Source organism: Anabaena sp. FACHB-1391 (assembly GCF_014696755.1).
Classification (GTDB): Bacteria; Cyanobacteriota; Cyanobacteriia; order Cyanobacteriales; family Nostocaceae; genus Dolichospermum; species Dolichospermum planctonicum.
Window position 1 is genome coordinate 48644 of the sequence record NZ_JACJQS010000021.1, and the last position, 23965, is coordinate 72608.

23 protein-coding genes and 1 rRNA gene are annotated in these 23965 nt (G+C 37.1%); 16 read left to right on the plus strand and 8 right to left on the minus strand.

The window, feature by feature from the left end; genetic code table 11:
- Positions 1 to 56: 56 nt before the first annotated feature.
- On the minus strand, positions 57 to 455 hold the full coding sequence (locus tag H6F62_RS11880; RefSeq protein ID WP_137906889.1) for a pentapeptide repeat-containing protein: 399 nt from the start codon (positions 453 to 455) through the stop codon (positions 57 to 59).
- A gap of 125 nt (positions 456 to 580) precedes the next feature.
- On the opposite strand from H6F62_RS11880, the gene H6F62_RS11885 reads away from it, so the two are divergent.
- The 4 genes from H6F62_RS11885 (at position 581) to H6F62_RS11900 (ending at position 5347) form a co-directional block, all read left to right on the plus strand.
- Positions 581 to 1024: a hydrogenase maturation protease gene (locus H6F62_RS11885; protein ID WP_137906890.1), complete on the plus strand. Its 444-nt coding sequence runs from the start codon at positions 581 to 583 to the stop codon at positions 1022 to 1024.
- 65 nt (positions 1025 to 1089) lie between these two features.
- Positions 1090 to 3861, plus strand: coding sequence for a bifunctional acetate--CoA ligase family protein/GNAT family N-acetyltransferase (locus H6F62_RS11890; protein WP_190372135.1), 2772 nt, complete (start codon positions 1090 to 1092; stop codon positions 3859 to 3861).
- Between the two features lie 217 nt (positions 3862 to 4078).
- A complete protein-coding gene (locus H6F62_RS11895; RefSeq protein ID WP_137906892.1) occupies positions 4079 to 4606 on the plus strand; it encodes a hypothetical protein in 528 nt (175 codons plus the stop codon).
- A 246-nt stretch (positions 4607 to 4852) separates the two neighbouring features.
- Complete coding sequence (locus H6F62_RS11900) at positions 4853 to 5347, plus strand: Rrf2 family transcriptional regulator (RefSeq protein ID WP_137906893.1); 495 nt, start codon at positions 4853 to 4855, stop codon at positions 5345 to 5347.
- A gap of 424 nt (positions 5348 to 5771) precedes the next feature.
- Here H6F62_RS11900 and H6F62_RS11905 read toward each other — a convergent pair whose 3' ends face one another.
- Complete coding sequence (locus H6F62_RS11905; RefSeq protein WP_028091304.1) at positions 5772 to 6569, minus strand: sulfite exporter TauE/SafE family protein; 798 nt, start codon at positions 6567 to 6569, stop codon at positions 5772 to 5774.
- Between the two features lie 386 nt (positions 6570 to 6955).
- On the opposite strand from H6F62_RS11905, the gene H6F62_RS11910 reads away from it, so the two are divergent.
- From H6F62_RS11910 to H6F62_RS11925, 4 genes are all read left to right on the plus strand, one after another.
- On the plus strand, positions 6956 to 7792 hold the full coding sequence (locus H6F62_RS11910) for a sulfite exporter TauE/SafE family protein (RefSeq protein WP_137906895.1): 837 nt from the start codon (positions 6956 to 6958) through the stop codon (positions 7790 to 7792).
- A gap of 2 nt (positions 7793 to 7794) precedes the next feature.
- Positions 7795 to 8349, plus strand: a complete 555-nt coding sequence (locus H6F62_RS11915) for a DUF1634 domain-containing protein (RefSeq protein WP_190372136.1) — start codon at positions 7795 to 7797, stop codon at positions 8347 to 8349.
- A gap of 257 nt (positions 8350 to 8606) precedes the next feature.
- A complete protein-coding gene (locus H6F62_RS11920) occupies positions 8607 to 9728 on the plus strand; it encodes a ferrochelatase (protein WP_137906897.1) in 1122 nt (373 codons plus the stop codon).
- A gap of 505 nt (positions 9729 to 10233) precedes the next feature.
- Positions 10234 to 10602 carry a hypothetical protein gene (locus tag H6F62_RS11925; protein ID WP_137906898.1) on the plus strand — a complete coding sequence of 123 codons (369 nt, stop codon included), beginning with the start codon at positions 10234 to 10236 and terminating at the stop codon, positions 10600 to 10602.
- 4 nt (positions 10603 to 10606) lie between these two features.
- On the opposite strand, the gene cobT is transcribed toward H6F62_RS11925, so the two are convergent.
- Positions 10607 to 11722, minus strand: a complete 1116-nt coding sequence (cobT, locus tag H6F62_RS11930; RefSeq protein ID WP_190372137.1) for a nicotinate mononucleotide-dependent phosphoribosyltransferase CobT — start codon at positions 11720 to 11722, stop codon at positions 10607 to 10609.
- Complete coding sequence (locus H6F62_RS11935; protein ID WP_137906900.1) at positions 11715 to 12425, minus strand: DUF2232 domain-containing protein; 711 nt, start codon at positions 12423 to 12425, stop codon at positions 11715 to 11717. Before H6F62_RS11935 ends, cobT begins: the two co-directional genes overlap by 8 nt.
- A 334-nt stretch (positions 12426 to 12759) precedes the next feature.
- On the opposite strand from H6F62_RS11935, the gene H6F62_RS11940 reads away from it, so the two are divergent.
- Positions 12760 to 16392, plus strand: a complete 3633-nt coding sequence (locus tag H6F62_RS11940) for a hypothetical protein (RefSeq protein ID WP_137906901.1) — start codon at positions 12760 to 12762, stop codon at positions 16390 to 16392.
- On the opposite strand, the gene H6F62_RS21210 is transcribed toward H6F62_RS11940, so the two are convergent.
- The gene (locus H6F62_RS21210; protein WP_277878593.1) at positions 16383 to 16511 is read right to left on the minus strand and encodes a hypothetical protein; all 129 of its coding nucleotides are present in this window, start codon (positions 16509 to 16511) and stop codon (positions 16383 to 16385) included. The two genes, H6F62_RS11940 and H6F62_RS21210, sit on opposite strands and share 10 nt — an antisense overlap.
- Before the next feature lie 85 nt (positions 16512 to 16596).
- Here H6F62_RS21210 and H6F62_RS11945 point away from each other — a divergent pair, with 85 nt between their 5' ends.
- A complete protein-coding gene (locus H6F62_RS11945; protein WP_190372138.1) occupies positions 16597 to 17370 on the plus strand; it encodes a Tic22 family protein in 774 nt (257 codons plus the stop codon).
- Positions 17371 to 17387: 17 nt separating this feature from the next.
- Here H6F62_RS11945 and H6F62_RS11950 read toward each other — a convergent pair whose 3' ends face one another.
- A complete protein-coding gene (locus tag H6F62_RS11950; protein WP_137906904.1) occupies positions 17388 to 17570 on the minus strand; it encodes a hypothetical protein in 183 nt (60 codons plus the stop codon).
- Positions 17571 to 17612: 42 nt separating this feature from the next.
- On the opposite strand from H6F62_RS11950, the gene prmC reads away from it, so the two are divergent.
- Positions 17613 to 18512, plus strand: a complete 900-nt coding sequence (prmC, locus tag H6F62_RS11955; RefSeq protein ID WP_137906905.1) for a peptide chain release factor N(5)-glutamine methyltransferase — start codon at positions 17613 to 17615, stop codon at positions 18510 to 18512.
- An 83-nt stretch (positions 18513 to 18595) separates the two neighbouring features.
- On the opposite strand, the gene H6F62_RS11960 is transcribed toward prmC, so the two are convergent.
- On the minus strand, positions 18596 to 19099 hold the full coding sequence (locus H6F62_RS11960; protein ID WP_190372139.1) for a hypothetical protein: 504 nt from the start codon (positions 19097 to 19099) through the stop codon (positions 18596 to 18598).
- A gap of 134 nt (positions 19100 to 19233) precedes the next feature.
- Here H6F62_RS11960 and H6F62_RS11965 point away from each other — a divergent pair, with 134 nt between their 5' ends.
- Together H6F62_RS11965 and H6F62_RS11970 are read left to right on the plus strand one after the other, a co-directional pair.
- Positions 19234 to 19821 (plus strand): L-threonylcarbamoyladenylate synthase, encoded by a 588-nt coding sequence (locus tag H6F62_RS11965; RefSeq protein WP_137906907.1) that lies wholly within the window; start codon positions 19234 to 19236, stop codon positions 19819 to 19821.
- On the plus strand, positions 19805 to 20698 hold the full coding sequence (locus tag H6F62_RS11970; protein WP_306420173.1) for a HAMP domain-containing sensor histidine kinase: 894 nt from the start codon (positions 19805 to 19807) through the stop codon (positions 20696 to 20698). The genes H6F62_RS11965 and H6F62_RS11970 overlap by 17 nt, the downstream gene beginning before the upstream one ends.
- 149 nt (positions 20699 to 20847) lie before the next feature.
- Here the strand turns inward: H6F62_RS11970 and H6F62_RS11975 are convergent, their stop codons facing one another.
- Positions 20848 to 21636, minus strand: a complete 789-nt coding sequence (locus H6F62_RS11975; RefSeq protein WP_190372140.1) for a DUF1868 domain-containing protein — start codon at positions 21634 to 21636, stop codon at positions 20848 to 20850.
- Between the two features lie 82 nt (positions 21637 to 21718).
- Between H6F62_RS11975 and holA the strand changes: the two genes are divergently transcribed.
- The 3 genes from holA to H6F62_RS11990 form a co-directional block, all read left to right on the plus strand.
- The gene (gene holA / locus H6F62_RS11980; RefSeq protein ID WP_137906908.1) at positions 21719 to 22705 is read left to right on the plus strand and encodes a DNA polymerase III subunit delta; all 987 of its coding nucleotides are present in this window, start codon (positions 21719 to 21721) and stop codon (positions 22703 to 22705) included.
- Between the two features lie 229 nt (positions 22706 to 22934).
- The gene (locus H6F62_RS11985; RefSeq protein WP_137906909.1) at positions 22935 to 23417 is read left to right on the plus strand and encodes a DUF4168 domain-containing protein; all 483 of its coding nucleotides are present in this window, start codon (positions 22935 to 22937) and stop codon (positions 23415 to 23417) included.
- Positions 23418 to 23853: 436 nt separating this feature from the next.
- A 16S ribosomal RNA gene (locus H6F62_RS11990) occupies positions 23854 to 23965 on the plus strand; the annotation flags it as partial.

A 23965-nucleotide genomic window follows, 5' to 3' on the forward strand; every position in this document is an offset into this window, starting at 1 on the left:
AATGTTATATTAATGCAAGTATAAATAATCAGCGGCTAATATAGCCGCATCAATATTTATACTGATGTTTGACTCATGGTTAAACCTGCTGTAATAGGGTCAAAATCTGGAGGAAAATGGGTGTTATGGTTATAATCTGCTTTTTCTAAATGCGTCCCCTGTAAATTAGCTGTACGCAAGTTGGCAGAAATCAACATCGCTCCTCGCAAATCTGTATTTTGTAAATTAGCTTGACTCAAATCGCTAAAACTCAAATCACATCCCCGCAAATTAGCGTCGCTGAGGTTAGCTTTGCTCAAATCAGCATAGCTGAAATTAGAGCCTTTTAAGTCCAAACCCTGGAAATTAGCGTCGCTTAATTCTGTTCTCTCAAAGTCTCTTTTTCCCGCTGTATATTCTTCTACAATCTTAGCAGCAGTGCTATTAATTGACTTTTGAAAATTTACTTCAGGCATAAAACAGCCTCGCAATTTATTTAAAATTTTTACAGGTTTTATAACCATACCTGAGGGTATTATATAACTGATGATCTGAAAAATAAATACCCTATTTACATAAATTTATAAAAGAAATAAGAGAAATGAGCGTAACTACAATTATAATTGGTTATGGCAATGAATTACGCAGTGATGATGCCATTGGTCAAAAAGTCGCCAATATTATCAATTCTTGGCATTTATCTGATGTTGAATCTCTTGCAGTTCACCAACTTACCCCAGAATTAGCAGCAAATTTAGCAAATGTCAATTTAGCAATTTTTGTAGATGCTATGATGAGTTCAGAATCGGAAAATGTGGAAGTGGAGTCTATATTGCCCACTGAATCTAATATGATGTTAGGACATATTGGTGATCCGCGATCGCTTTTATCTCTGACTAAATACCTCTATGGTTATTGTCCAACTGCTTGGTTAGTCACAGTACCAGGGGTTAATTTTGAATTAGGAGATTGTCTTTCCCCCATAGCAGAAATAGGAATTAATATAGCTTTAAATAAAATAATTAATATTATTGGTAGAGGATAAAATCTTACTTGAGACTGGGAAACGATATAATATAAAAATTAACTACAAATCACTCGGAGTTATAAATGGAAACATTTACTAAAAAAACTAGCGATAAAGCTCATGATATCTTGCAAGTGAGCAGAATTAACCCCTTAGATGCTATATTCCAACCGCAAACTGTAGCCGTAATTGGCGCTACCGAAAAACCTGGAAGTGTGGGAAGAACCTTACTTTGGAACTTAATTACTAATCCCTTTGGAGGGACTGTTTTCCCTATTAATCTTTACCGTCATAGTGTATTAGGAATTAAAGCCTATTCTACTATATTTGATGTTCCTGAAAAAATTGATTTAGCTGTTATTGTTACCCCTGCACCAACCGTACCCAAAATTATATCTGATTGTGTTGAGGCGGGAATTAAAGGTGCAATTATTATTTCTGCTGGCTTTAAGGAAGCAGGGGAAAAAGGTCTAGTATTAGAACAGGAAATACTGCAACAAGCACAAGGGGGAAAAATTAGAATTATTGGTCCTAATTGTTTAGGAGTAATGAATCCAAACACTGGGTTAAATGCTACTTTTGCCAGTAAAATGGCGCGTCCGGGAAATGTCGGTTTCATTAGCCAAAGCGGGGCTTTATGTACATCAATTCTGGACTGGAGTTTAAAAGAAAATGTGGGTTTTAGTGCCTTTATTTCTATCGGTTCAATGTTAGATATTGGTTGGGGTGATTTAATTTATTATCTGGGTGATGATCCTCAGACAAAAAGTATTGTAATTTATATGGAATCTATTGGAAATGCGCGTTCTTTTCTGTCAGCAGCGCGAGAAGTGGCTTTAACAAAACCGATAATTGTGATTAAAGCCGGTCGTACCGCAGCCGCAGCTAAAGCCGCAGCTTCTCACACGGGTGCATTAACAGGAAGTGATGCTGTTTTAGATGCAGCTTTTCGTCGTTGTGGGGTATTACGAGTCAATAGTATTTCCGATTTATTTGATATGTCGGAAGTATTAGCAAAACAACCCCGTCCCCAGGGTTCACGGTTGACGATTTTAACTAATGCTGGTGGTCCAGGAGTATTAGCAACAGATACTTTAATCGAAAACGGTGGAGAATTAGCAACTATTTCCCCCGAAACAATGACCTCTTTAAATGAAATTTTACCACCACAATGGAGTCATAATAATCCTATTGATATTTTAGGAGATGCAGACCCTCAACGTTATCAAAAAGCTTTAGAAATTGTCACTAAAGATCCCAATAGTGACGGTTTATTAGTAATTTTAACACCCCAATCTATGACAGATCCTACCCAAATTGCAGTACAATTAAAAGCCTACGCGCAACTGTCTAATAAGCCGATTTTAGCTAGTTGGATGGGTGGTAATGATGTGGCTGCGGGAGAACAAATTCTGAATAGTCAAGGTATTCCCACTTATGCTTACCCTGACGCAGCCGCGCGGGTATTTAGTTATATGTGGAAGTCGAGTTATAACCTGCGCGGTATTTATGAAACTCCGGTTTTACCAACATTAATTTGTGATGTTAATACTCGCAATTGTGCTAATATTACAAATATTATGCAAGCTGCAAGAACAGCAAAAAGAACAATTCTCACGGAATTTGAATCTAAAGAAATTTTAGCCGCTTATGGTATTCCTGTAGTTGTTGGTTGCATTGCTAAAAGTGCAGACCAAGCCATCAAATGTGCAGAAAATATTGGTTATCCGGTGGTTTTAAAGCTATATTCTCAAACAATTACCCATAAAACTGATGTGGGAGGTGTGCAGTTAAATTTACAAAATGGGGAAGCTGTAAAACTTGCTTATGAGCATATTGAAACATCAGTAAAAGAGAAAGGAAAAGCAGAAGATTTTCTTGGTGTTACTGTACAACCAATGGTAAAAACCGACGGTTATGAATTGATTATTGGTAGTAGTTTAGATCCCCAATTTGGACCAGTATTATTATTTGGTACTGGAGGACAATTAGTAGAAATATTTCAGGACAGTTCCCTGGCACTTCCTCCTCTTAATACCACCCTAGCACGACGGATGATGGAACAAACAAAAATTTATCAAGCATTGTCAGGAGTCAGAGGACGCAAAAGTATTAATATTTCTGCCCTTGAACAATTAATGGTAGAATTTAGTCAATTAGTTATAGAACAACCTGATATTAAAGAAATTGATATTAATCCATTATTAGCTTTTCCTCCAACTCCAGAAAATCCTAGAGGATTAATTGCATTAGATGCGAGAATAGTTTTACATTCTCCTGATCTGACAGAAAATCAATTACCAAAATTAGCAATTCGTCCCTATCCTAGTCAATATATTAGTAATTGGCAATTGAAAAATGGTATACCAGTTATTATTCGTCCTATTCGTCCTGAAGACGAACCGTTAATGGTAGAATTTCACAAAACTCTATCAGCAGAAAGTGTCTATTTCCGCTATTTCCACTTAATTAAATTGAGTCAACGCATTACCCATGAAAGACTAACCAGGATGTGTTTTATTGACTATGATCGAGAAATGGCCTTAGTTGCAGAATACCAAAATCCTGAAACAAAAAACAGGGAAATATTAGCAGTAGGAAGATTAAGTAAATCACATGAAAATAAAAGCGCGGAATTTGCTATACTGGTGAGTGATAAGTTTCAATATCAAGGTTTGGGTACGGAATTACTCAGGAAATTACTAGAAGTTGGTAAAAATGAGAAAATCTGCTGTATCTATGCTGACATCTTAGCTGATAATTCAGTGATGCAGCAAGTATGTAAAAAACTCAGTTTTCAGATTTCACATACTGATGATCAAACTGTTTTGAAATCAGAAATTAAACTCACATAAAATCTCAGATACAAGGTACAGTACATTTAACTGGAGTGAGGTACAATTTATGCGGGCAAGATGCCCGCACCACAAGATTTTAATATGTTTATGACTGTACTTCAGAATATCGGGAACTACTGTAAAAAATAAGACTAAGAATTAAACCAGGGAATAAATTCCCTATTTCATAGCGAAATTTCATAGCGAAAGTGGGTTGTTATTTCCTGGGGTATTAATGTATTTGCGAACTGCTGAAGGTACAGATGCTTTAGCGTGCATAAATAAGGAAGGTAAAAGCGTTACTCAATCGCAAATGAGAATATTAAGAGTTGCTAGATGTAACCGGGATACACCCCCCTTAAAAAGACATCCCCAACACCATGAAATTGTCTCTCAAGGGGCTGATTTAATCTTAGAACAGCAAAACTCAACGGGAGGACAATTGGGAAGTCCTAAAAGTGCAAGATATCGCACCTATTATAAATTAGATGCTTATATTAAAAGAACGGAAACACCGTTATTTCCATCAGGAGAAGATTGGCAAAATTTGAAAAAAGCTGTTGAGGAAATCTATCTTTATCCTTTAAAAGAAACCACAGTGATTAAAATTAATCGTCAGTTGAAAAGTGGAATTACAGATGAACAATTAGCGACAATGATTGTCTCTTTACGTGATAATAATTCTTTGTGTATTATTCATCCTGAAGATGTACAGCAGGAAGCGCGGATTATTTGTTCATTAGGGTTATTTTCAGTACCTTAATCTTGTCCCCAGTTTCCGACTCAGAGTGGTATTTAGAGGCTGTAATTCGCCTACAGAGTGTAGAAATCAGGAATTTAACTGGTTAATAACCGCAATATCGAATAGCTGTAACCAATTTTCAGAATTTTGTCCATAATCACCATAATTCCGATAGAGTTGTGATATTTTACTTATTATAGGTGTGATACCATCACATCTGACACTTAAATAACAATGAATTGCGGTTAAACCCCTATAAATCTATCAATGTACAGTAGTAATCTGAGTAGTCATCTGAATACAGATTGGAATAGCCAAAACTATGCTCTTCTGGAGCTTTCTGCAAAAGTAGAATACGCACTCCTAGCACTGTTAGAACTAGCCAAGCATCATGATAAAAAAGTTCCTCTGACCATAAACGAGATAGCAGCCAAACAACCCATACCAGAACGCTATCTGGAACAAATTCTCGCTCAATTGCGACGTGCGGGTATCGTACAGAGTCAACGCGGCTCTAAAGGGGGTTTTGTGTTAATGAATGACCCGTGGCAAATTACTGTACTGGAAATTGTCACTTTGGTGGAGGGGGAACGAAAGGAAAAAGAAAGCACTGAGAGATACACCCTAGAGAAAGCTTTGATTTTAGAAATCTGGGCAAAAGCTAATACTGCCTCAATAGAGGTTTTACGTGGCTATACACTCCAGGATTTGTACCAGGAAACAGAGACTCGCAGCCAAAATAGTCCCATGTATTACATTTAGCAAGAGGTGATAAAAATCAATGGTTAACTAAATTTTGAAACTTTCATCATTACTAATATTAACAATTACTCCGTCATCTTCTGCATTTTGATTGCCATCATTTTTTTAGCAAAGCTAACAAACAAATAAGTGAGTTGGCGTGAAAAATTGTCTTTATAGCACGGTTGCTTGAGTAAAGAGGTTTTCAGCGATTTTACATCTGTTTACAGAGGTTGGTTTTTTCATGCCAACTTACTGTTACAGCAAGTTCAGATTGAGTGAGGTATACTTTATGCGGGCAAGATGCCCGCACCACAAGAGTTTTATCATTGGTAAGGTGCGTCAGATATCAAGAATCTGTTTATTTGCAGGATTTATGCAGTAGCAAAGCACCCTACAACTTGTACTTTAAAGACAAATTAAAATGTAGAGAGACGAGGAGTAATTATGTTTGTGCAACTAATTTCCAACTTACCATCATTAAAATTCCATAAATAGTAAATCTTAGTGGACTCAGAGGGATAATCTCACAAAGTTTCGCACCGATAATCACTCCGGGAACAGAACCTATCCAAATTGGGATTACTAAATTTAAATCAACAGTTCCCAATGTCAGATGTCCCAAAGATGTAAATATTAATAAAATTGCTGCTTGAGTAATATCTGTACCCACTAATTTACGGGCTTCTAACCGGAAAAATGTCATCAAAACCAGCGCAAAAATAGAACCTGATGAAACGCTGGTCATACCCACACAGAAACCTAAAATTCCACCAATAATTACGGTAATCAAACGTCCTTTATTGGTGTTTACATTTAATTGTGGCAGTTCGGGTAAATTGATTTTGGGAAAAAAAGTCACTAAAAACATTTGTATTAATGCTGTCAATGTGACTATAACAATCATTACTCCTAATAACCGTAGCAACAGGCTATCTATGTGATGTTCTCCAGTCTTTCTCAGTTGGTATAAAACTGCTACACCCAGCAATGAACCAGAAACGCTACCCATTGCCAGCCATTTAACTAAATCTACATCAATGGTTTTTTGTTGCCAGTGTTTCCAACTCCCTACTACTTTCATTAATGTAGCAGCTACAACATCAGAACTGATAGCAATAGAAGGCGGTACGTGAAAGAAAAAAATCAACATAGGAGTGATCAAAGACGCTCCACCTATTCCTGTTATACCAACAATCATGCCAATAAAAAAGCTAAAAATGGGTAATAATAAGTAGTCCATATTCCTATTTAATAGTGTGTTTTAGTTGTGACGTGAAAATATTCAAGGATCACTTTTTCTATTTGGTGAACATCCATGGTGTGATTTTTCAAATTTGCATAAAATACTAAAACCAGATTGATTTACCGTAGTTTAACATTAAACTTATCAAAAGTCTAGTGTCAGTCTCTATAAATTAATCCATATTTTTATGATGATATTGCATAGTAGAGATGATCATAGAAACTACAGTTATGTGGGATTGTATTCTTCATAAAACTAAATAAATAGTCAATTGAAAAAATATGATATTCTCAATTTTGTAGCCTAATAAAAAGACGAAATTTATAGCTGTCTTATGGGTATACCAGTCTTGAGAAAATAGATTGAAAAAAGAGGGCCTAAAATTGAGCATACTAGCATTTTCTTTACTAGTTTGGCTGGGTTCATTTAGCGCCGGCCTAGTAGGTGCATTAACGGGTTTAGGTGGTGGAGTTGTCATAGTTCCATTATTAACTTCCGTCTTTGGTGTTGATATTCGCTATGCGGTTGGTGCATCATTAGTGTCAGTAATTGCCACATCCTTAGGTTCAGCTTCTACATACATTAAAAAAGGCTACGCCAATTTACGCTTAGGAATGTTCCTGGAAGTAGCCACCACTATTGGCGCACTTATTGGTGCTTTACTGACAGTCCACGTACCAGTAAAAATACTATGCTTAATTTTAGCAATTGTGCTAATTTATTCAGCATATCTGTCTCAACGACCCAGACCAGAACAAACAGAAATTATTGCACCAGATCCTTTAGCAGAATATCTGCAACTTAATGGTACTTACCCCAGTCATGACCGTGTAATACCCTATCAGGTCTATGCTTTACCTGCTGGGTTCAGTATTATGTTAGTAGCAGGAATGCTTTCCGGTTTATTGGGAATTGGTTCGGGAGCATTCAAAGTATTGGCTATGGACCAAGCCATGGGTCTACCTTTTAAAGTTTCCACCACCACAAGCAATTTTATGATTGGTGTCACAGCTGCAGCTTCTTCTGGTGTTTATTTAACCCATGGATATATAGATCCGGGTTTATCCATGCCAGTCATGTTAGGAGTATTACCAGGTGCTTTTTTGGGTGCGAGAATCTTAATGGGTGCTAAAACCCAGATTTTGAGAATTATTTTCAGCTTTGTGTTGGTATTAATGGCATTAAAAATGGTCTACAACAGTCTCATAGGGAGTGTGTGATTATGTATAAATTAAATTCTGGTTTTCGGTGGACTTCCTCAGCACAAATGGAAACAGAATTTGGAAACCTCGCTTTTAAACCGGAGGAAGAAGATTCTGATCTTCAACATTTAAAAGAACAATACCTCACTCACACAGTACAAAATTATCATGATCAAATTGTTAGCAATCAAAAACTGACAAAATCAACAACTGAACAAAAGTTAGAATACTTACTCAGCAAATTACTCATGTACGGAGTTTTAATTGCTAGTTATGTAGTATTATTTGGGGGTATTTTATACTTAATTAATCATGGCTCGGATATTGCTGAATATCAAGTATTTATAGGTACAGAATCTCAATTTCACTCACCAACAGGTGTAGTCAATGCCGCTTTTACGGGTAGTTCTCAGGGAATCATTCAACTAGGACTGTTAATACTAATTGCTGTCCCTATCTTGCGTGTAATTATCTCTTTATTAACGTTTCTGTTAGAGGGAGAATTTATTTATGTAATTATTACCTCATTAGTGCTTGCTAGTCTAACTTACAGCATAGTCGGGGCGTATTACTAATATAACTGGCCTTGAACACATCAAAATATCATACAACTAATTTTAGGAGTTTGAAGTACCAGGGTGTAGAATATGAATTGAGGACAAATCTAGCCTTGGTTTGTACCAAAATCAGCAGTTTGATTGTTCAGATGTGTATTTTTGTGTTGATATTTATCCTATCCCCCTGGATAGGATATCATGCTACGAAGTGAGAGAAATAATCTAGGGACTTTCTAGGGTTCTCTCCTTGTTTTGGTTATCTTGAGGAACTCATTGTGGTTGCAACCCCGGAAAAACTGCACGCTACCCATAGCCACGAGCATCTACCCACTAAAGACCGTGTAGCCGTGTTACTCATGGGCTATGGCGAAGTTGAGAGCTACGAAGATTTTGCTAATTATAACGAACAAGCTTTAAATTTACTGACTGCTAAATTCGCTCCTGTTCCTACTTGGATTTATCCCCCTTTAGCCAAGCTTTTGGCATTATTTGATCGTCATGAATGGGGACACACACACCACGATTTTATCTCGCCACACAATGCCATCTTTGAAAGACAAAGAGCAGGTATTGAACACGAATTACAACATAAATGGGGTAATGGTGTTCAAGTTTTCAAAGCCTTTAACTTTTGCGCTCCTTTTTTACCAAATCAAGTTTTAGCCGAAATTAAAAATCAAGGTTTTAGCAAACTGCTGATTTATCCATTATTGGTGGTTGATTCCATTTTTACCAGCGGTATTGCCATTGAACAAGTGAATAATGCCCTGGTAGAATTAGCTGATGGTGATGAACATTGGATCAAAGCTCAAAGATATATTCCTTCCTTCTATAATGAGCCAAAATATATTGATTTAATGGCGCATTTGGTAGAAGAAAAAATTCATACTGATTTGGCTACAGGTTATTTACCTTCGCAAATTGGTATTATCCTGATGAATCATGGTTGTCCCCACAAAGCCAAAGGCTTTACGTCGGGAATTGATGAAAGTCAAGCCATGTACGAGTTAGTTAGAAACAAGTTAATTAACAATTATCCGTTAATTTCTGTAGGCTGGTTGAATCATGATACTCCATTAATTGAATGGACACAACCAAATGCTACCCAAGCTGCTCAAAATTTGATTCAATTGGGTGCAAAGGTAATTCTATTTATGCCTATTGGTTTTGCAACGGAAAATCATGAAACTTTGTTAGATGTTCACCACATTATTCATGATTTGGAAAAACAACATCCAGATGTAGATTATTTACAAATGGCTTGTGTGAATGATCATCCCCAATTTTTAGCTATGGCTGCTGAATGGGCAAATGTACATATTGCCGAGTTAATGGCAACAGAAGGAATGGCTGTTAATTCACATTCAGCTATTACTCATCATCACCATCATCATTAGCAATTAGGGCGGTGAGAAATCGCATCTACACAAACAAAACCCACTTAGGTGGGTTGAAAATATTGAATTTTTTATTAGTCCACACAGGTGGACTTTTTTTCTACCTCTTCTCGTTGCGTAAGTTCTGTTATTGCATCATTATGTATGGTTAATACCACACCGCGCTATTTTCAAGTTAAACAAGTTAAACTTGTAGCAACACAATTTATAGCTAAGGCTGCATTCAATGTTTGTTAATGCGATCGCTTATTTCTCACAAGAGAGATTGAATATATTTATCTTCAAAATTTACCTATCTTAATTGATTCTTTGACTGCTCAATTTTATGCTAGGCTGTTAATTACCACTAGATTAACTTATCAATATTATTGATTTATCTCTATAGTTACTAAAAATCATTCCCATCAGCCAAAAAGTCATGAAAAGTTAAATGATCCATAAGTATAGCTAAAATCGTCAGTAAAGTGAATAACATAGATCAAATATTTTTCGATGTAGGTCTTAAATGGAATCACTAGAAAAACAAATTCTCACCTTAACCCAGAAAGTTAATGCCATCTATGAAATAATTGCCAGGCTGGATATGCGGCTATCCCAAGCCTTGTCAGATTCGTCTTTGGAGAAATTACCAGCCATAGAACATTATCTAGAAAAGAAACAGCCTCAAGGGTATAAGTCCAAAGAATTGGAGCATAAATTGGAGCATAAAGATGTTTTAACAGATTCTATGATCTATCCAGACATAAATTATCAAGCCAGAGATAGACAAATAACCCCAGAAATTCAAATTCAACGGTTAACAACCCAGTTAACCGCAGCCTATCACCGCATTGCAGCCCTAGAAGAACAGTTACTTAGACAGAGGATTTCTTAGTTTCTTACTTAGTTTCTTGGTTGCTGCTAAGTTTTTCTATTTCCGCTTCTATAGCCGCTAACAGTTGATTTTGCTGCCAATTTTGACTTAAGGAAGCAGCAATACAGGCCGCACCAGCACCAACACCTTCTTTCACAAAACCCCTTTCATAAGCTTGAAGTTGGGGATATCGAGAATTAGCAAAACTCAATTTTGTTGCTAATAAGGGAGGAATGCTGTTTTTACTGAAACTCTGGGCTAGATCAATTGTTGCACCGGTAGGATCTTCCGCTACCCAGCGGGTTGTACCAATGACAATTTCTGCGGGTTTCCAGGATAAAGAGTATGTGTGGGCGATCGCTTGAATTAAAGCATAGACCGCCAACATCTGCGTACCCCCACCCAATAATACCCCACAACTTCGACTAGCAGCGATCGCCATTCCTGCTACTACCACTTGCATTGGATCTCCTACCGCTGCTACAAGTTCTAAAGGATCTACTGAGGAAGATATTTTTACTTTTGCTAATCCAGTCTGTACTAAATCCCATTTTTGCTTATGATTACACACAGCATGACTACTATTAACCTTATCAACCGCATCAATACCCAACCCCGTTAAAATAGCTAAAGCTGTTGTTGTTCCCCCGACGACGCACTCACTTAAAATTAAATAACTATTAGCAGCATCATAACTTAATTGAGAACCCCAGCGTAATCCCTCTGTTAACAATTGTTTAACCGTAGCTATATCCATAGCCGCACCCTGACTTAAACACCTGGCGGCCATACCACCTAAATCTATTAATGGTACTGGTGGAATATGTAACAATCCCGCATTAAACAGGTAAACAGGGATGTGTAAATTAGCCACCACCGCCCGGGAAATCAGCACAGGAGAGGCACCCGAAGTCAAGGGAGGGAGGGGATACTTAGGGTAATATTCAGGGCCGTAATAGAGAAATTCTGCATCAGCGCAAGCCGTATATTGGCGGTCTTCTGGAGTTAAACCAGCCGCAGAAATACCAGGAATTAAACCAGTTTCCGTAAATCCTAAAATACAAGCAAATATTGGTAATTTACCTCGATAGCGATGAAGCCATGCTTCCCCAAGAGATACCTGTGTGTATATATTAATCATAATCCATTAAGACCTGTATCCAACGTGGTGGCCGGGGAATAGAATTACCAATAGCGTCCAAAAGTAACCAAGCGACAAGGTGAACTATAAATAAGTAAATAAAATTATTAATGAGAATTAAAGCGATCGCTCCTAATTGAATTAACAATAAATTGGGCGTTGTCAATAATTCCAAGTGTAAAAAAATCCAATCAATAATTGCCGTTACTTGGTTAATTACATAAACCCACAGGTCTTCACCGGATAACAGGGATAAAAACCACAGTCGGAAAAACACGCCTAAAGTCCCCAGCAAAGTCCCTAAAATGATAGAAACAATCCACGGTACACGACGATGCCAAGTAGCCCCTAATAGCACACCCATAAAGGCAAAAGGCATAACAAATAACAAACTGCGAACAGGTCCCATTAACACAGCTAATAGTAAACCAGAAGTCACTGCGGCCATCCAAGCTGCACGTTTCCCCCAACGTAAATATACTAAAGCGATGGGTATAGGAAAAAGTACCCGCAATACTGGACCTAGAGGAAAGTAAAAATTAATAAACCAAATTAAACTCGCCGTACTGGCTAAAAAAGCCGTTTCTACCATTTTTAACGGACTATCAACATTGAGAGATTGATACTGTAATTGGCTTTGGGTAGGAGATGCAAGAGATGGATCTGCCTCTGGTTCTTCTGGTAGGGAATCAACAATACTCATGGGGAGGTAATTAAATTAAACTATGGTTTTGCCAAAGCTGGTCGGGAATACTTGTATGTACGGCTTTTTACTTATCCAGATTTTAGGGGTAATTGATCAATTGCCTCATGTTAATATAGCGCACAAACCTCCTATAGAATTGGTATTTTACTGTTAGCGTTTCACTAGATTAAATATCACAAAAATTCAGCAATTATGGCATAATTGTCAAGGAATCAGCAGACCCGTACTAGCTTTGACAATGAATGTATAATAAAGGAATTTTCAGCTAACCAACTTCCGTAATTGTCAAGCTTTACACATTAACGTCCAATTTTCACTCAGGTAAATTAACGTGACTTCCCATACTGATGAAATTCAGCAACTAATTGCAGATATTGATCACTTACTGTCCCACAGTGGTAAAGGTCTTTCTAAATTCCTATCTAACCAAAGACAAAGGGAAAAAGAGATTTTACAACGAGTGCATGACTTTTTAGTTCAACTCAGCGAGCATCAAGTACAAGAGGATGAAATCCCAGCCGAAACAACTCAACCATCTCCCACACAACCATTATCATCCCTGTTGACGCAATTTAACCAACAGAGTCATCCCCCTTTCGTCTTTGAGTCTACTTTAAGCGCATCAGAGGCAAGTAAGATTTCAACTGTAGAAATTAAACAAGAACTGACGGTTTTACTTCAGCCCTTACAAGCGGAATTATCAAGGCTCTTAGCAGAAAGAGCCAGTTTGATACAGGAAATTAGACAATTAGAACAAAAGCAATTGCAAAACCCTTCTTTCAGTCAGCAGTTCGCAAACCAAGAGCAGATCATTTCTCAATTCCTAGAAGTCCTCATGGGTCGCTTGGACGCGCATTTAAAATTAAACGCTAGTCCTATAATTAATCCTAATCAACAGAATTTAGAAGCTATTACTGCTGCTATACAACCTATTTTGGAATCAGCAGAACGGGTAGAACAGTTAGCGAATTTAGCACGTAATTTAGATCAACGTTTGCTTTCCTTAGATGGAACTGTAAATATTGTTTTTGAGGCTTTAGAACACAATATTAACACCTATTATCATTCCCTGTCCCAAGCACTAGCAAAAATGCACGGTCAGGGGATGCAAGGTGAACAGTTAATGGCAAATTTCCTGAATAATTTAACTCAATATTTACAACAGCAATCCCTAATTAGTGAGCCGTTGGTTTCTAGTGTGAACCCGGAAATAGCTGAGTATCCAGGTTGGGAAGAATTAAAAAAATTGCAAGATTTGTCTGGAGAAACTTCCCATGGGAAAATAACACCAGTTACTTTGGAAACAGAGTTATTACAGGAACAACCAAAATCTGTAAAGGAGTTAGAGTTAACAAGTTCTGATCAAGTAGATGATCTTTATGCAAGTTTCTTTAATACTGAAATTTCTTCACCACTAAATTTATCATTTTATCATGATCCTGTTCTCGAAGAAGATGGCAATTTATCCACTGCTTCTGAAGTTGTTAGTGAAGTTGTTAGTAATGATTTATTAACACCTTCTATATCAGCAGAAGCACAAGAAGATTTGCTTTCAATTCCAAGCATTAGGGGTGAATCACAAGATGCTCAGAACTACAATTACCAAACAATAATTTCCCATACTCCTAAAGAGGGTAAAGCAACAATTGAATTAGAAGAAAATAGTGCCGATACAATTACAGTTTTAACTGATTTGTTGATTGATACTAGTAATGAAGAAATCCTCTCGGAATCATCAAAAGATATTTCTGTGGTAATATTATCACCAAGTACAGAATATGAAAATCAGGATTTGGGTTTTGATAACTATTTTTCCGCTGCTTCAGAGCGAGATTTACTATCTTTGTTAGATAATTTTGATCTACCATTAGATTATGTAGATTATGATCAGGAATCTGCAACTAATTTAGATAATGAAATTCCTAGTCAGTTCGTAGATTTAAGTTCAATAACTGTAACAAACATAGAAGATAAAAAAGAAGATTTTTTCCAATCTCCAATTACTAGTCAGCAATCTCCAATCACTGCTATTCAACCTTCAATTACCAATGGTGGAAATAATGATCTTCTACCAGAAGATACTTTAAATTCTACTTGGTATTTAGGAATTGATGTAGGAACCACCGGAATTTCTGCGGCTTTATTAAATCACTCCAAATTAGTAGTTTATCCAATTTATTGGTCAGCAGAAAACCCAAATAGCAATACTGATTTTCAGCAATCATTCCGGTTACCTGCTGAAGTTTATTTACCTACAAATGCAGCTACTAATCAAGAAAAAAGCGGAGAAACAGCCTTTCCCCAATCATCAGTTCCCTATCATCTTTATTCAGCACAATTAAAGCCTTATTTACAAATAGCAGTTCCCTACCAGCAAGCAGGCCAAAAATGGGAACCAATGTTACAATTAAATGAATTTTCCGCAGGTCCATTGATTTGGATCATTAGATCCCTCTCGAAACTACTCTTAACTTTGAGGTCTAGTCAAACTAGCACCACACCCGCTTTAATTGCTAATGCTGTGGGTATGAATACACAAACTTTCTCTAAAGTGATTAAAAATATCAGCGGTGTAATTTGTACCTGTCCTGCTAATTGGAGCGAACAATATCGCTTTAATATTCGGGAAGCCATTCTTACCAGTCAACTTGTCTCCCATCCCCAACAAATCTTTTTTGTCGAGGAAGCGATCGCTACTCTACTACCAGAATTAGATAGTGTCAATGGCCAATCTATCCAAATTAGCGAAAATCAGGGTTTACAACCCTTAAAAATTAGTGATTATCCCGTGATGGGTAACACTTTAGCCATCAACATTGGCGCAATATCTACAGAAATGGCACTGGTAGATATACCTGCAAATTTGGGAGAATTAACACACAAAGATTTCATGCTTCACAGTTTTGCCTATTCCGGGAAGGGCATCGAACAAGATATTATCTGTCAGTTACTACTACCACCAAAATCCCGTCAACCTCGCCAAGCTGGACAAGACCATCATGAATCTGCTAATATTGATCCTTGGCATTGGCAACCGTCAATCCCTGGTTTAGACGAAATGCAATTTTCTAATTTAAGTTTAGAAGCATTGACATTACCTAAAGTGGGAGAACCAGATACACAAACGCGGATTCGTCTCCAGCAGTATCTAGAAAGTTCCGTTCTGGGACAAGCTTTATTAGACGCCGCTTTGGCCTTAAAGTTGATTTTACAGCATCAAGAAACCTTTACCCTAGAATTTGCTGATCAGAGTTGGACATTACAACGCCGAGATTTAGAAAGTCAAGTTTTTGTCCCCTTTGTCCGTCGTCTGAACCGAGAATTGAATAAATTATTAGTAGCCCGTGGTATTCCCACCGAAGCTATTAATCAAGTTATTATTGGCGGTGGTGTAGCGGGTGTGGGTACTATTAACCGTTGGTTGCGGCAAAAACTGCCTAATGCTAAGATTATTCAAGACTTATATCTTGGTGAAAATGGTACTCCCAATTGTAGTCGGGTGGCATTAGGTTTAGTCATGTTACCTTTACATCCCCAAGTTCTAGACATACCTAAGCAACAATACACAGATTATTTCTTATTTTCTGAATTGCTGAAACTATTACCCGAACGTTCTTTATCTTTTGGTGAAGTCTTGCAGTTATTTGAAAATCGTGGTATCAATACCCGTATCTGTCAACAACGATTATTAGCTTTCCTGGAAGGTGAACTACCCCCAGGTTTAATTCCCACTGCTACAGACAACCTTTGGCTGACTGATAACTCCCAACAAAATCCTGACTACAACGCTATAGCTTCTCTGTCTTCCGGTATATCACCTCTATTTGAAAAACAGGGTAATCTTTCCTATCGTCCCAATTCTCAACAAGTCCAGTTATTAGTACGTTATTTAGATAACATAAAATCCAGTACCGTTCAATCCCTGGAAGAACCTTATAGTTATCTTTTGTACAGTCAGGTGTAAAAGATAGGTAATGGGTAATGGGTAATGGGTAATTGGTAATGGGTAATTGGTAATGGGTAATGGGTAATGGGTAATGGGTAATGGGTAATGGGTAATGGGTAATGGGTCTTATAAAACATTACTAAAACTGATTAATGTATATAAATACGACAATAAGTTGTATATTTGTTGACATTAATTAAATTATTAAAGTGAGGAGTAATCATGAAATCATTAGTTCGTTGGGGCGTAACTTTAGGTATTGCGGGGAGTGTAATATTTGCGGGAATATCAGGAATAAATAACTCGCAAGCATTAGCGTTACCACAGGAGCAAGTAGTAAAAACCTTACAGGAAGTACCAGTATTTACACTGGCTAATCCTCAAGGTGAATTTGTAGTTATTTCCAGAAAAAATCAATCCAAAACTATTTCCCAAATAGGCTTTTTTATTAGTAAGCAAGATGCTCAAAAATTCCTCGAAGGTAAGCTGAAAAAAGAAAATCCTCAGTTAGCAAGCACTATCCAGGTTAGATCTGTTTCTTTAGCAGGTTACTATAACCTGGTGTTAGAAAATAAAAAGAAAAAAGATTCCGGGGTAATTTTTACCTTAGTACCCACAAAACAACAAGTTGACTCAGCTAAAAGTATTTTGAATTCCAGTGGGAAACCTGTTCAGCAATTTAATGGTATTCCTTTATTTGTGCCGAAATTTAAGCAGGGAAACAACTATTTGACAATTCCCGTTTCCCAAAGTAATGAACGTTACATTCCCTTCTATTTCGATAAAGAACAAGCAGTGGCGCTTTTAGAAGCCTTCAAAAAAGCTAAACCACAGGAAGCAGCAAATACAGAAATTCAAGTAGTAGATTTAGATGGAGTGATTAAAATACTGACTGAAAGCAAAGATCCCAACACTAGTAAAATTTTCTTGTTTCCCTCACGAGAGTCCATAGAATTTATTCGTTCTCTACCTCCAAACCAACAAAAGAAAAAATAATCCCCAACCCAGAATCACTATAACCGTCTTTGATAAATTGGAGTATAAAAAACCAAAGATTTGTAATGGTTGACTAATTTACCCCATTGTGTATTAGAAATCATAAGATATGGTTTTTTCCACTGAATACCCACAGAAAACCTCTGATCTCCAACTTTGCGTCTTTGCTCCTTAGCGTCTTGGCGCGAAATATAACTCATACTACCATAAACACCAAATTACCTTTACCCGCCATAATCAGTATGTTAGAGCTAAATCAAATAGTTTCTGGTTTAGAACTTTGGCAGTGGCGCAATGCCTCTATTCAAGCCGCTACAGCATCGGATATACCTCCAATGGAAGTAGACTGGCTATTACAAACAATTACGAATTTAGACAGATTGGCACTGCGTTTAGAAAATTTCAAGAATTGGGATCAAATCCCCATACAATTGTCTTTAACAGAATTAGAGCAATTGTGGCAAAAGCGATTAAATGATCGTTTACCAGTCCAGTATATAGCAGGTATGACATCTTGGCGCAAGTTTCAACTCACGGTTAACCAAGGAGTCTTAATTCCCAGACCAGAAACAGAAATGTTAATTGATCTAGCGATCACTGCTGGTGATGATAACATGAGAGCAGGACACTGGGCGGATTTGGGAACTGGTAGCGGAGCGATCGCTTTTTCCATAGCCGAGGTATTGACAAATGCCACAATTCATGCCGTAGATATTAGTTCCGCAGCCTTAACCGTAGCCCAAACCAATGCTAAAAATTTAGGTTTTGGGGAACGGATTCAATTTTATCACGGTTCTTGGTGGCAACCCTTGGAATTTCTCAAAGGTCAATTTAGTTGTATGATATCAAACCCGCCATATATTCCCAGTGATACTGTCCTCACTTTACAACCGGAAGTAGTTAAACACGAGCCACATTTAGCTTTAGACGGTGGTGCAGATGGTTTAGACCATATTCGTCATTTAATCACAGTTTCCCCCGATTATTTGCGTCCTGGTGGCGTTTGGTTGGTGGAAATGATGGCGGGACAGGCAGAAACCGTGGCAGAATTGTTAGAAAATCATGGTAGTTATAGCAATATTTCCATTCATGCTGATTTAGCTGGAATTGAGCGTTTTGCTGTAGCTCGTAAAAATCTCTAAATCATGGATTAGAAGCTTAATGGGTTTTAGGATGTTATTCGACGATTAAAATTGCTGGTATGTATATTGAGAGTGAGAACAGCTTAACGGCTAACTTCAACTGGTTCTGACTCGATTATATTAGTTTCTTCTGCTATTTTATAGGTAACAATCGCTTTAACTTTATCACTACCTATATAACCGCTTTTATTAGTCAACTGCAAAACCACCTCAGAATTTTCTAAGGGTTTTAACTGGATTTCCTGGGGTGACTGCTGAAAACTTTGTAACTCTTCATTTGATAAATTACGAATTTCTACCTTAGTAACCCTAACAGTTACAGGAGTTAATTGGGGATTTTCTAAACGTAAAAAGACCGAAGCAAAGCCAATATTCCTTTGAGGGTCAATAGGAACACCCAAAGGTGGTAAATTTTCTTCCCTAGCGATAAGAATTACTTTTTTTACTAAAGACTTATTACTATTCATTGTTGGTGCGGGTAAAGAATCAGACTGATAATTAGCATAAGTAGAGAGGAAACCACAAGCAGTTATTGTCTCCACTAAACCCAATAAAATCACAAACCTGAGCAAAAATTGAATTTTCATTGCTTGCAAAAAAGCTGTGTTAAAAATCAGTCTTACTGAATTAGACTAGAAAAAGGAAAAATTAAAATCTTAAACTTTGCGACTTTGCGACTTTGCGCGAAACACAATTCATACTTTCACTTACAAATATAAATATGACAGAAGTTTCCCTAGAAATCCTGATCAAAGCTGCTAAAGCTGGAAAATTAATCAGTTTCCCCACAGATACAGTCCCCGCATTAGCGACCATACCACAACAAGCAGAATTAATTTATACTGCTAAAAAGCGCAGTTTGGATAAACCATTGATTTTGATGGCGGCCATTGCTGAAGATTTGTGGGATTATGTTCAAGGTAGTCAGATAGAATACCAAATTTGGCAAAAAGTTGTCAATAAATATTGGCCAGGTGCGTTAACTTTAGTTTTACCAGCTAGTGACAAAATTCCCCAAGTGATGAATACTGCTGATTTAACTACCATTGGTATTAGAGTCCCAAATAATAAAGTTGCTCAAATTATTTTGACGGAAACAGGTCCAATGGCTACAACTAGTGCTAATTTATCAGGTCAACCTGCTTTGGAAAAAAAAGCGGAAATAGAATCTCAATTTCCAGAGATTCTGACTTTAGAATCAATAGGATACCAAGGTTTAGGAATCCCTTCCACCGTTGCTAAATGGACAGGGAAAAATTGGCAGATTTTACGACAAGGCAGTATTAAATTAGATGATGATGAATTTTAGTAATTGGTTATATTTAGGAATAGGTATAGGTATAGGTTTATGTTTTTATAAGTTACTTTTAGAATCTTCTGAATCTTCGCCCATTAGTGCTTTAAATGCTTCACAACATCGAGAAACGGAACTTTTGCAAGAATTGAAGCAAACCCAATTAGCATACTATAAAGCCCAGGAAATGAGTCAGTTTAAAGCAGGGTTTTTAGCCAGAATTAGTCATGAATTGCGATCGCCATTGAGTAGTATAATGGGATTACATCAATTAATTTTAGCAGATTTGTGTGAAAATCCCGAAGAAGAGCGGGAATTTATTGGCCAAGCTTATGAAAAATCTCTCAAGTTACTAAAACTACTTGATGAAATTCTGAATATTTCCAAAATAGAATCTGGGAGAAATAAATTAGATATTCACAGTTTTCAATTAGCTGAATTTTTAGAAGAAGTTTATAAATTAACTTATTTATTAGCAGCCAATTGTAATTATCCTTTTACTTTATCACCACCAGATCCAGAAATTTACATTTTCGCAGATTCCCGCTGGCTTAAACAAGTATTAATCAATTTAATAGAGAGTACAATTGAGCATAAGGAAGCAGGTAATATTAATCTTTCTAGTCATTTGTCGTCCACAGGTAATTGTGTTAATATTTGCTTAGATATACCAAGTGATGCTGTAATTATCAGTGAATCTATGGATTTAATGGAAGTGGAAAATCCGATATTTGAAACAAATATAGTTCTGTCACCAGGAATGAAACTTTTACTCAATCAAACCTTAATAGATTTAATGGGAGGAAAGTTAGAAATTTTACCTTTAACGACCAAAAATAAAGCCACAGGACAGTTAACTAGGCTGCAAATATCCATACCTTTAACGAATTAGCTGGTGTTCGTTTTTATACTTAATTTTATCTGACCCCGTATCGGCGTAATCTATTTGTGTAGGAGCAAATTACGTTGGCTTTTTATTTTATCCTAGTCCGCAGCAGCGGACTATGGTTTTATAGTAGCGAATATAATTCGCCCCTAGCTTTAAAAATATAAACTCGGCCAGTCTGGTTGACGATAATAGTGGGTCATATCGTCAAATTTTCGCAATTCCACCTTATTAAGGAGGAAATCTGGGATATTTAATGACAACGACTGATTAAAATCAGAAAATGTATCACTGAGTCTTACCCGGTCTAATTCCGGTGAAATTTCACCAAAATACCCTAAGGTGATATGGGCAGTAAAATGATAATGTTGCTCAATACCTAAGCCCATTAATTTGCGATTTTGATAAATTATCCGCCGAAATTGAATAATTTCCTCATAAGAACCTTTATCCTTGGGTACTAAACACACACCTATAGCTCTAGGCATAACAATTAATCCTAACATTTGCCAAGAGATGGGATTAGATCCATTTGTCATCAACTGTTGATATTGTTGAAACCTCTCAAATAACTGAGAATTTAACTCTTCAGCAAATTGGGGATTTTTTTGACAAGCATGATCAAAAGCGCTGTCCCAAATCAAATCCGCCACTGTCAGATGAAAACTAGCAGCAGGAACGGGTACAATCAAATCACCACTAATGGGTAGGTCTAGTAGTTGCTGTTGATAAGCTTGTATTTGGCTGTAGAAAGCAGCGTTATTTGCATCTTCCTCTGCAGGTGGGGTAATTAGGGTATAACCGGGAAAAGGAGCAGCTTCCCTGACCCCACCATGAACCCTAAATTTAGAAGATTCCTGAATATGCTGAACTTGGGTTTTGTAGGCTTCTGGTAGCGTCATGCGTGCTACCCGGTTTAAATAGGTTTGGTAGTTGTCGTCCAATCTTGATCACCTTGCGCTCTTTTGATAGATTGTAGGGAAAATTACTCGATTTGACTAAATTGATTTGAAATTTTGAATTGCTATGCCAATTTATGTTTATTGGGGTGAAGATGATTTTGCTATGGAAAAAGCCATAGTAATTTTGCGCGAGCGCATTCTTGATCCTCTATGGACAAGTTTTAATTATACTTCATTTCCCCCAGAACAAGCAGATTCTATTGTCCAAGCTTTAAATCAAGTGATGACACCTCCATTTGGTGCAGGTGGTCGTTTTGTCTGGCTGATTAACACAAGTATAAGCCAAAACTGTCCAGATCATATCTTAGCAGAATTACAACGGACTGTTAAAGTCATACCCCCAGATTCCACTTTACTATTGACCAGTCGCAATAAACCAGATGAACGCCTTAAAAGTACAAAACTCCTCAAACAATTTGCCACATTTTGTGAATTTCCTCTCATTCCTGCTTGGAAAACAGAATTATTAGTTCAATCAGTTCAACAAGCGGCTCAAACCGTGGGAGTAAAATTAAATCCTCTAGTCGTCGAACTATTAGCAGAGTCAGTAGGTAATGATACCCGTCTTCTCTACAATGAACTAGAAAAATTACGTCTTTATACCCAAAGTAGTCGCAAACCTTTAGATGTAAATATAGTATCTGAGTTAGTCAGAAATACTACTCAGAATACCTTACAATTGGCAACAGCCATTAGAACTGGAGATACTCCAAAAGCTTTAGGAATCTTAAATGATCTCAGTAATTCAGCTGAACCTGGGCTACGAATAGTTGCCACACTCATTGGTCAATTTCGCACCTGGTTATTGGTGAAAATGATGATGGAAACCGGTGAACGCAACCCGCAAGCGATCGCTCTAGCTGCGGAAGTTACCAACCCTAAACGTATCTATTTTATACAACAAGAAGTAAAATCTCTCCCATTAAAGCAACTCATCTTGGCCTTACCTGTGCTGTTAGAATTGGAAGTAAGCCTCAAACAAGGTGCATCCGAAACTTCAACACTACAAACCAAAGTTATCGAGATGTGTCAAATATGCCACAGTAACTGATATTCCCATCAACATATATACTCAAAATGGTTAAGAATTTTACTTTTTCTGGAGGAAAAACTAGATTTTAAATCTCTCCCTGTCCACAGAGGTTTACTAGGGGGGTTAAATTTTGAGTCATTTGCAGTATTTATTCCATCTTGACCGGAACTTCTGGTTCAGAAAATAATTCAAACCCATTATCATATTCTTGATTTTCTTTCTGTGTCACTTAGTCATCTACTATATTATGATCGAAATTTACAGTCTTCATTTAACCAATCGGTTACACCAAATTCTCTCTCAACCTTTGATTTTGGCAAGTATTACCACTGTAAGTCTGATTTCTGGTACTTTTGGCTTCAATTCCCAAGCAGTCGCTCAAACTTTCAATGTCAACGATACAGAATTAACTAACTATGTAAAAGCTGTATTAGAAATGGAGCCAGTCCGTCAGCAAGCCTTTGAAGAAATCAAAAAAATCATTGGTAGCAAAGACATTCCCCAAGTAATCTGTAATGATCCTACAAGCGTCAATGCACTACCCGGTAAAGCAAAAGATATTGCTGTCAATTACTGCAACCAGTCTCAACAAATAGTGAAAAAGTTTATCCCCGTTGAAAGATTCAATGAAATCACTTTAGAAAAACAAAAAAACACCACCCTACAAAAACAACTTTATAAAGCCTCACTAAATTTACAAAAAACTTCTCCCTCCAAGCCCTCCAAATAAATAATTAACCTCAACTGCTAGGACAGAGTAGCGAAAATTAATGAGCATCAGCGAATATCATAAGCACTGCGTTTAATCCCTTTGCATATGAGTAATTACTTCGCTGAACTGTATTCATTACAAACCACTGCTGGGGTTTTTCATATTCCATAGACAACATCATTGCTTGGACTACCTCAACACAACCTGAATCCCTTATCCCACAAGCATTCAGAAATTAAATTCACCCGATTTAAAAAAAGTTTTGAAAAACCCTTGACAATAACCGGCAGGATTGATATATTGAATAAGTGCCGGGGAGAGAAACAACTCACGGCAACTGAACCGAGAAAAAATAATACTTTGAAAGAATAGATTAAACCAGTCCTCGTCATTAAGATAATTATAGAGGATTCTGAAACTTGAGATAAGTTTTAGAGCGAAAACAAACTCAAACAAAATGGAGAGTTTGATCCTGGCTCAGGATGAACGCTGGCGGTATGCTTAACACATGCAAGTCGAACGGTCTTTTCGGAGACAGTGGCGGACGGGTGAGTAACGCGTAAGAA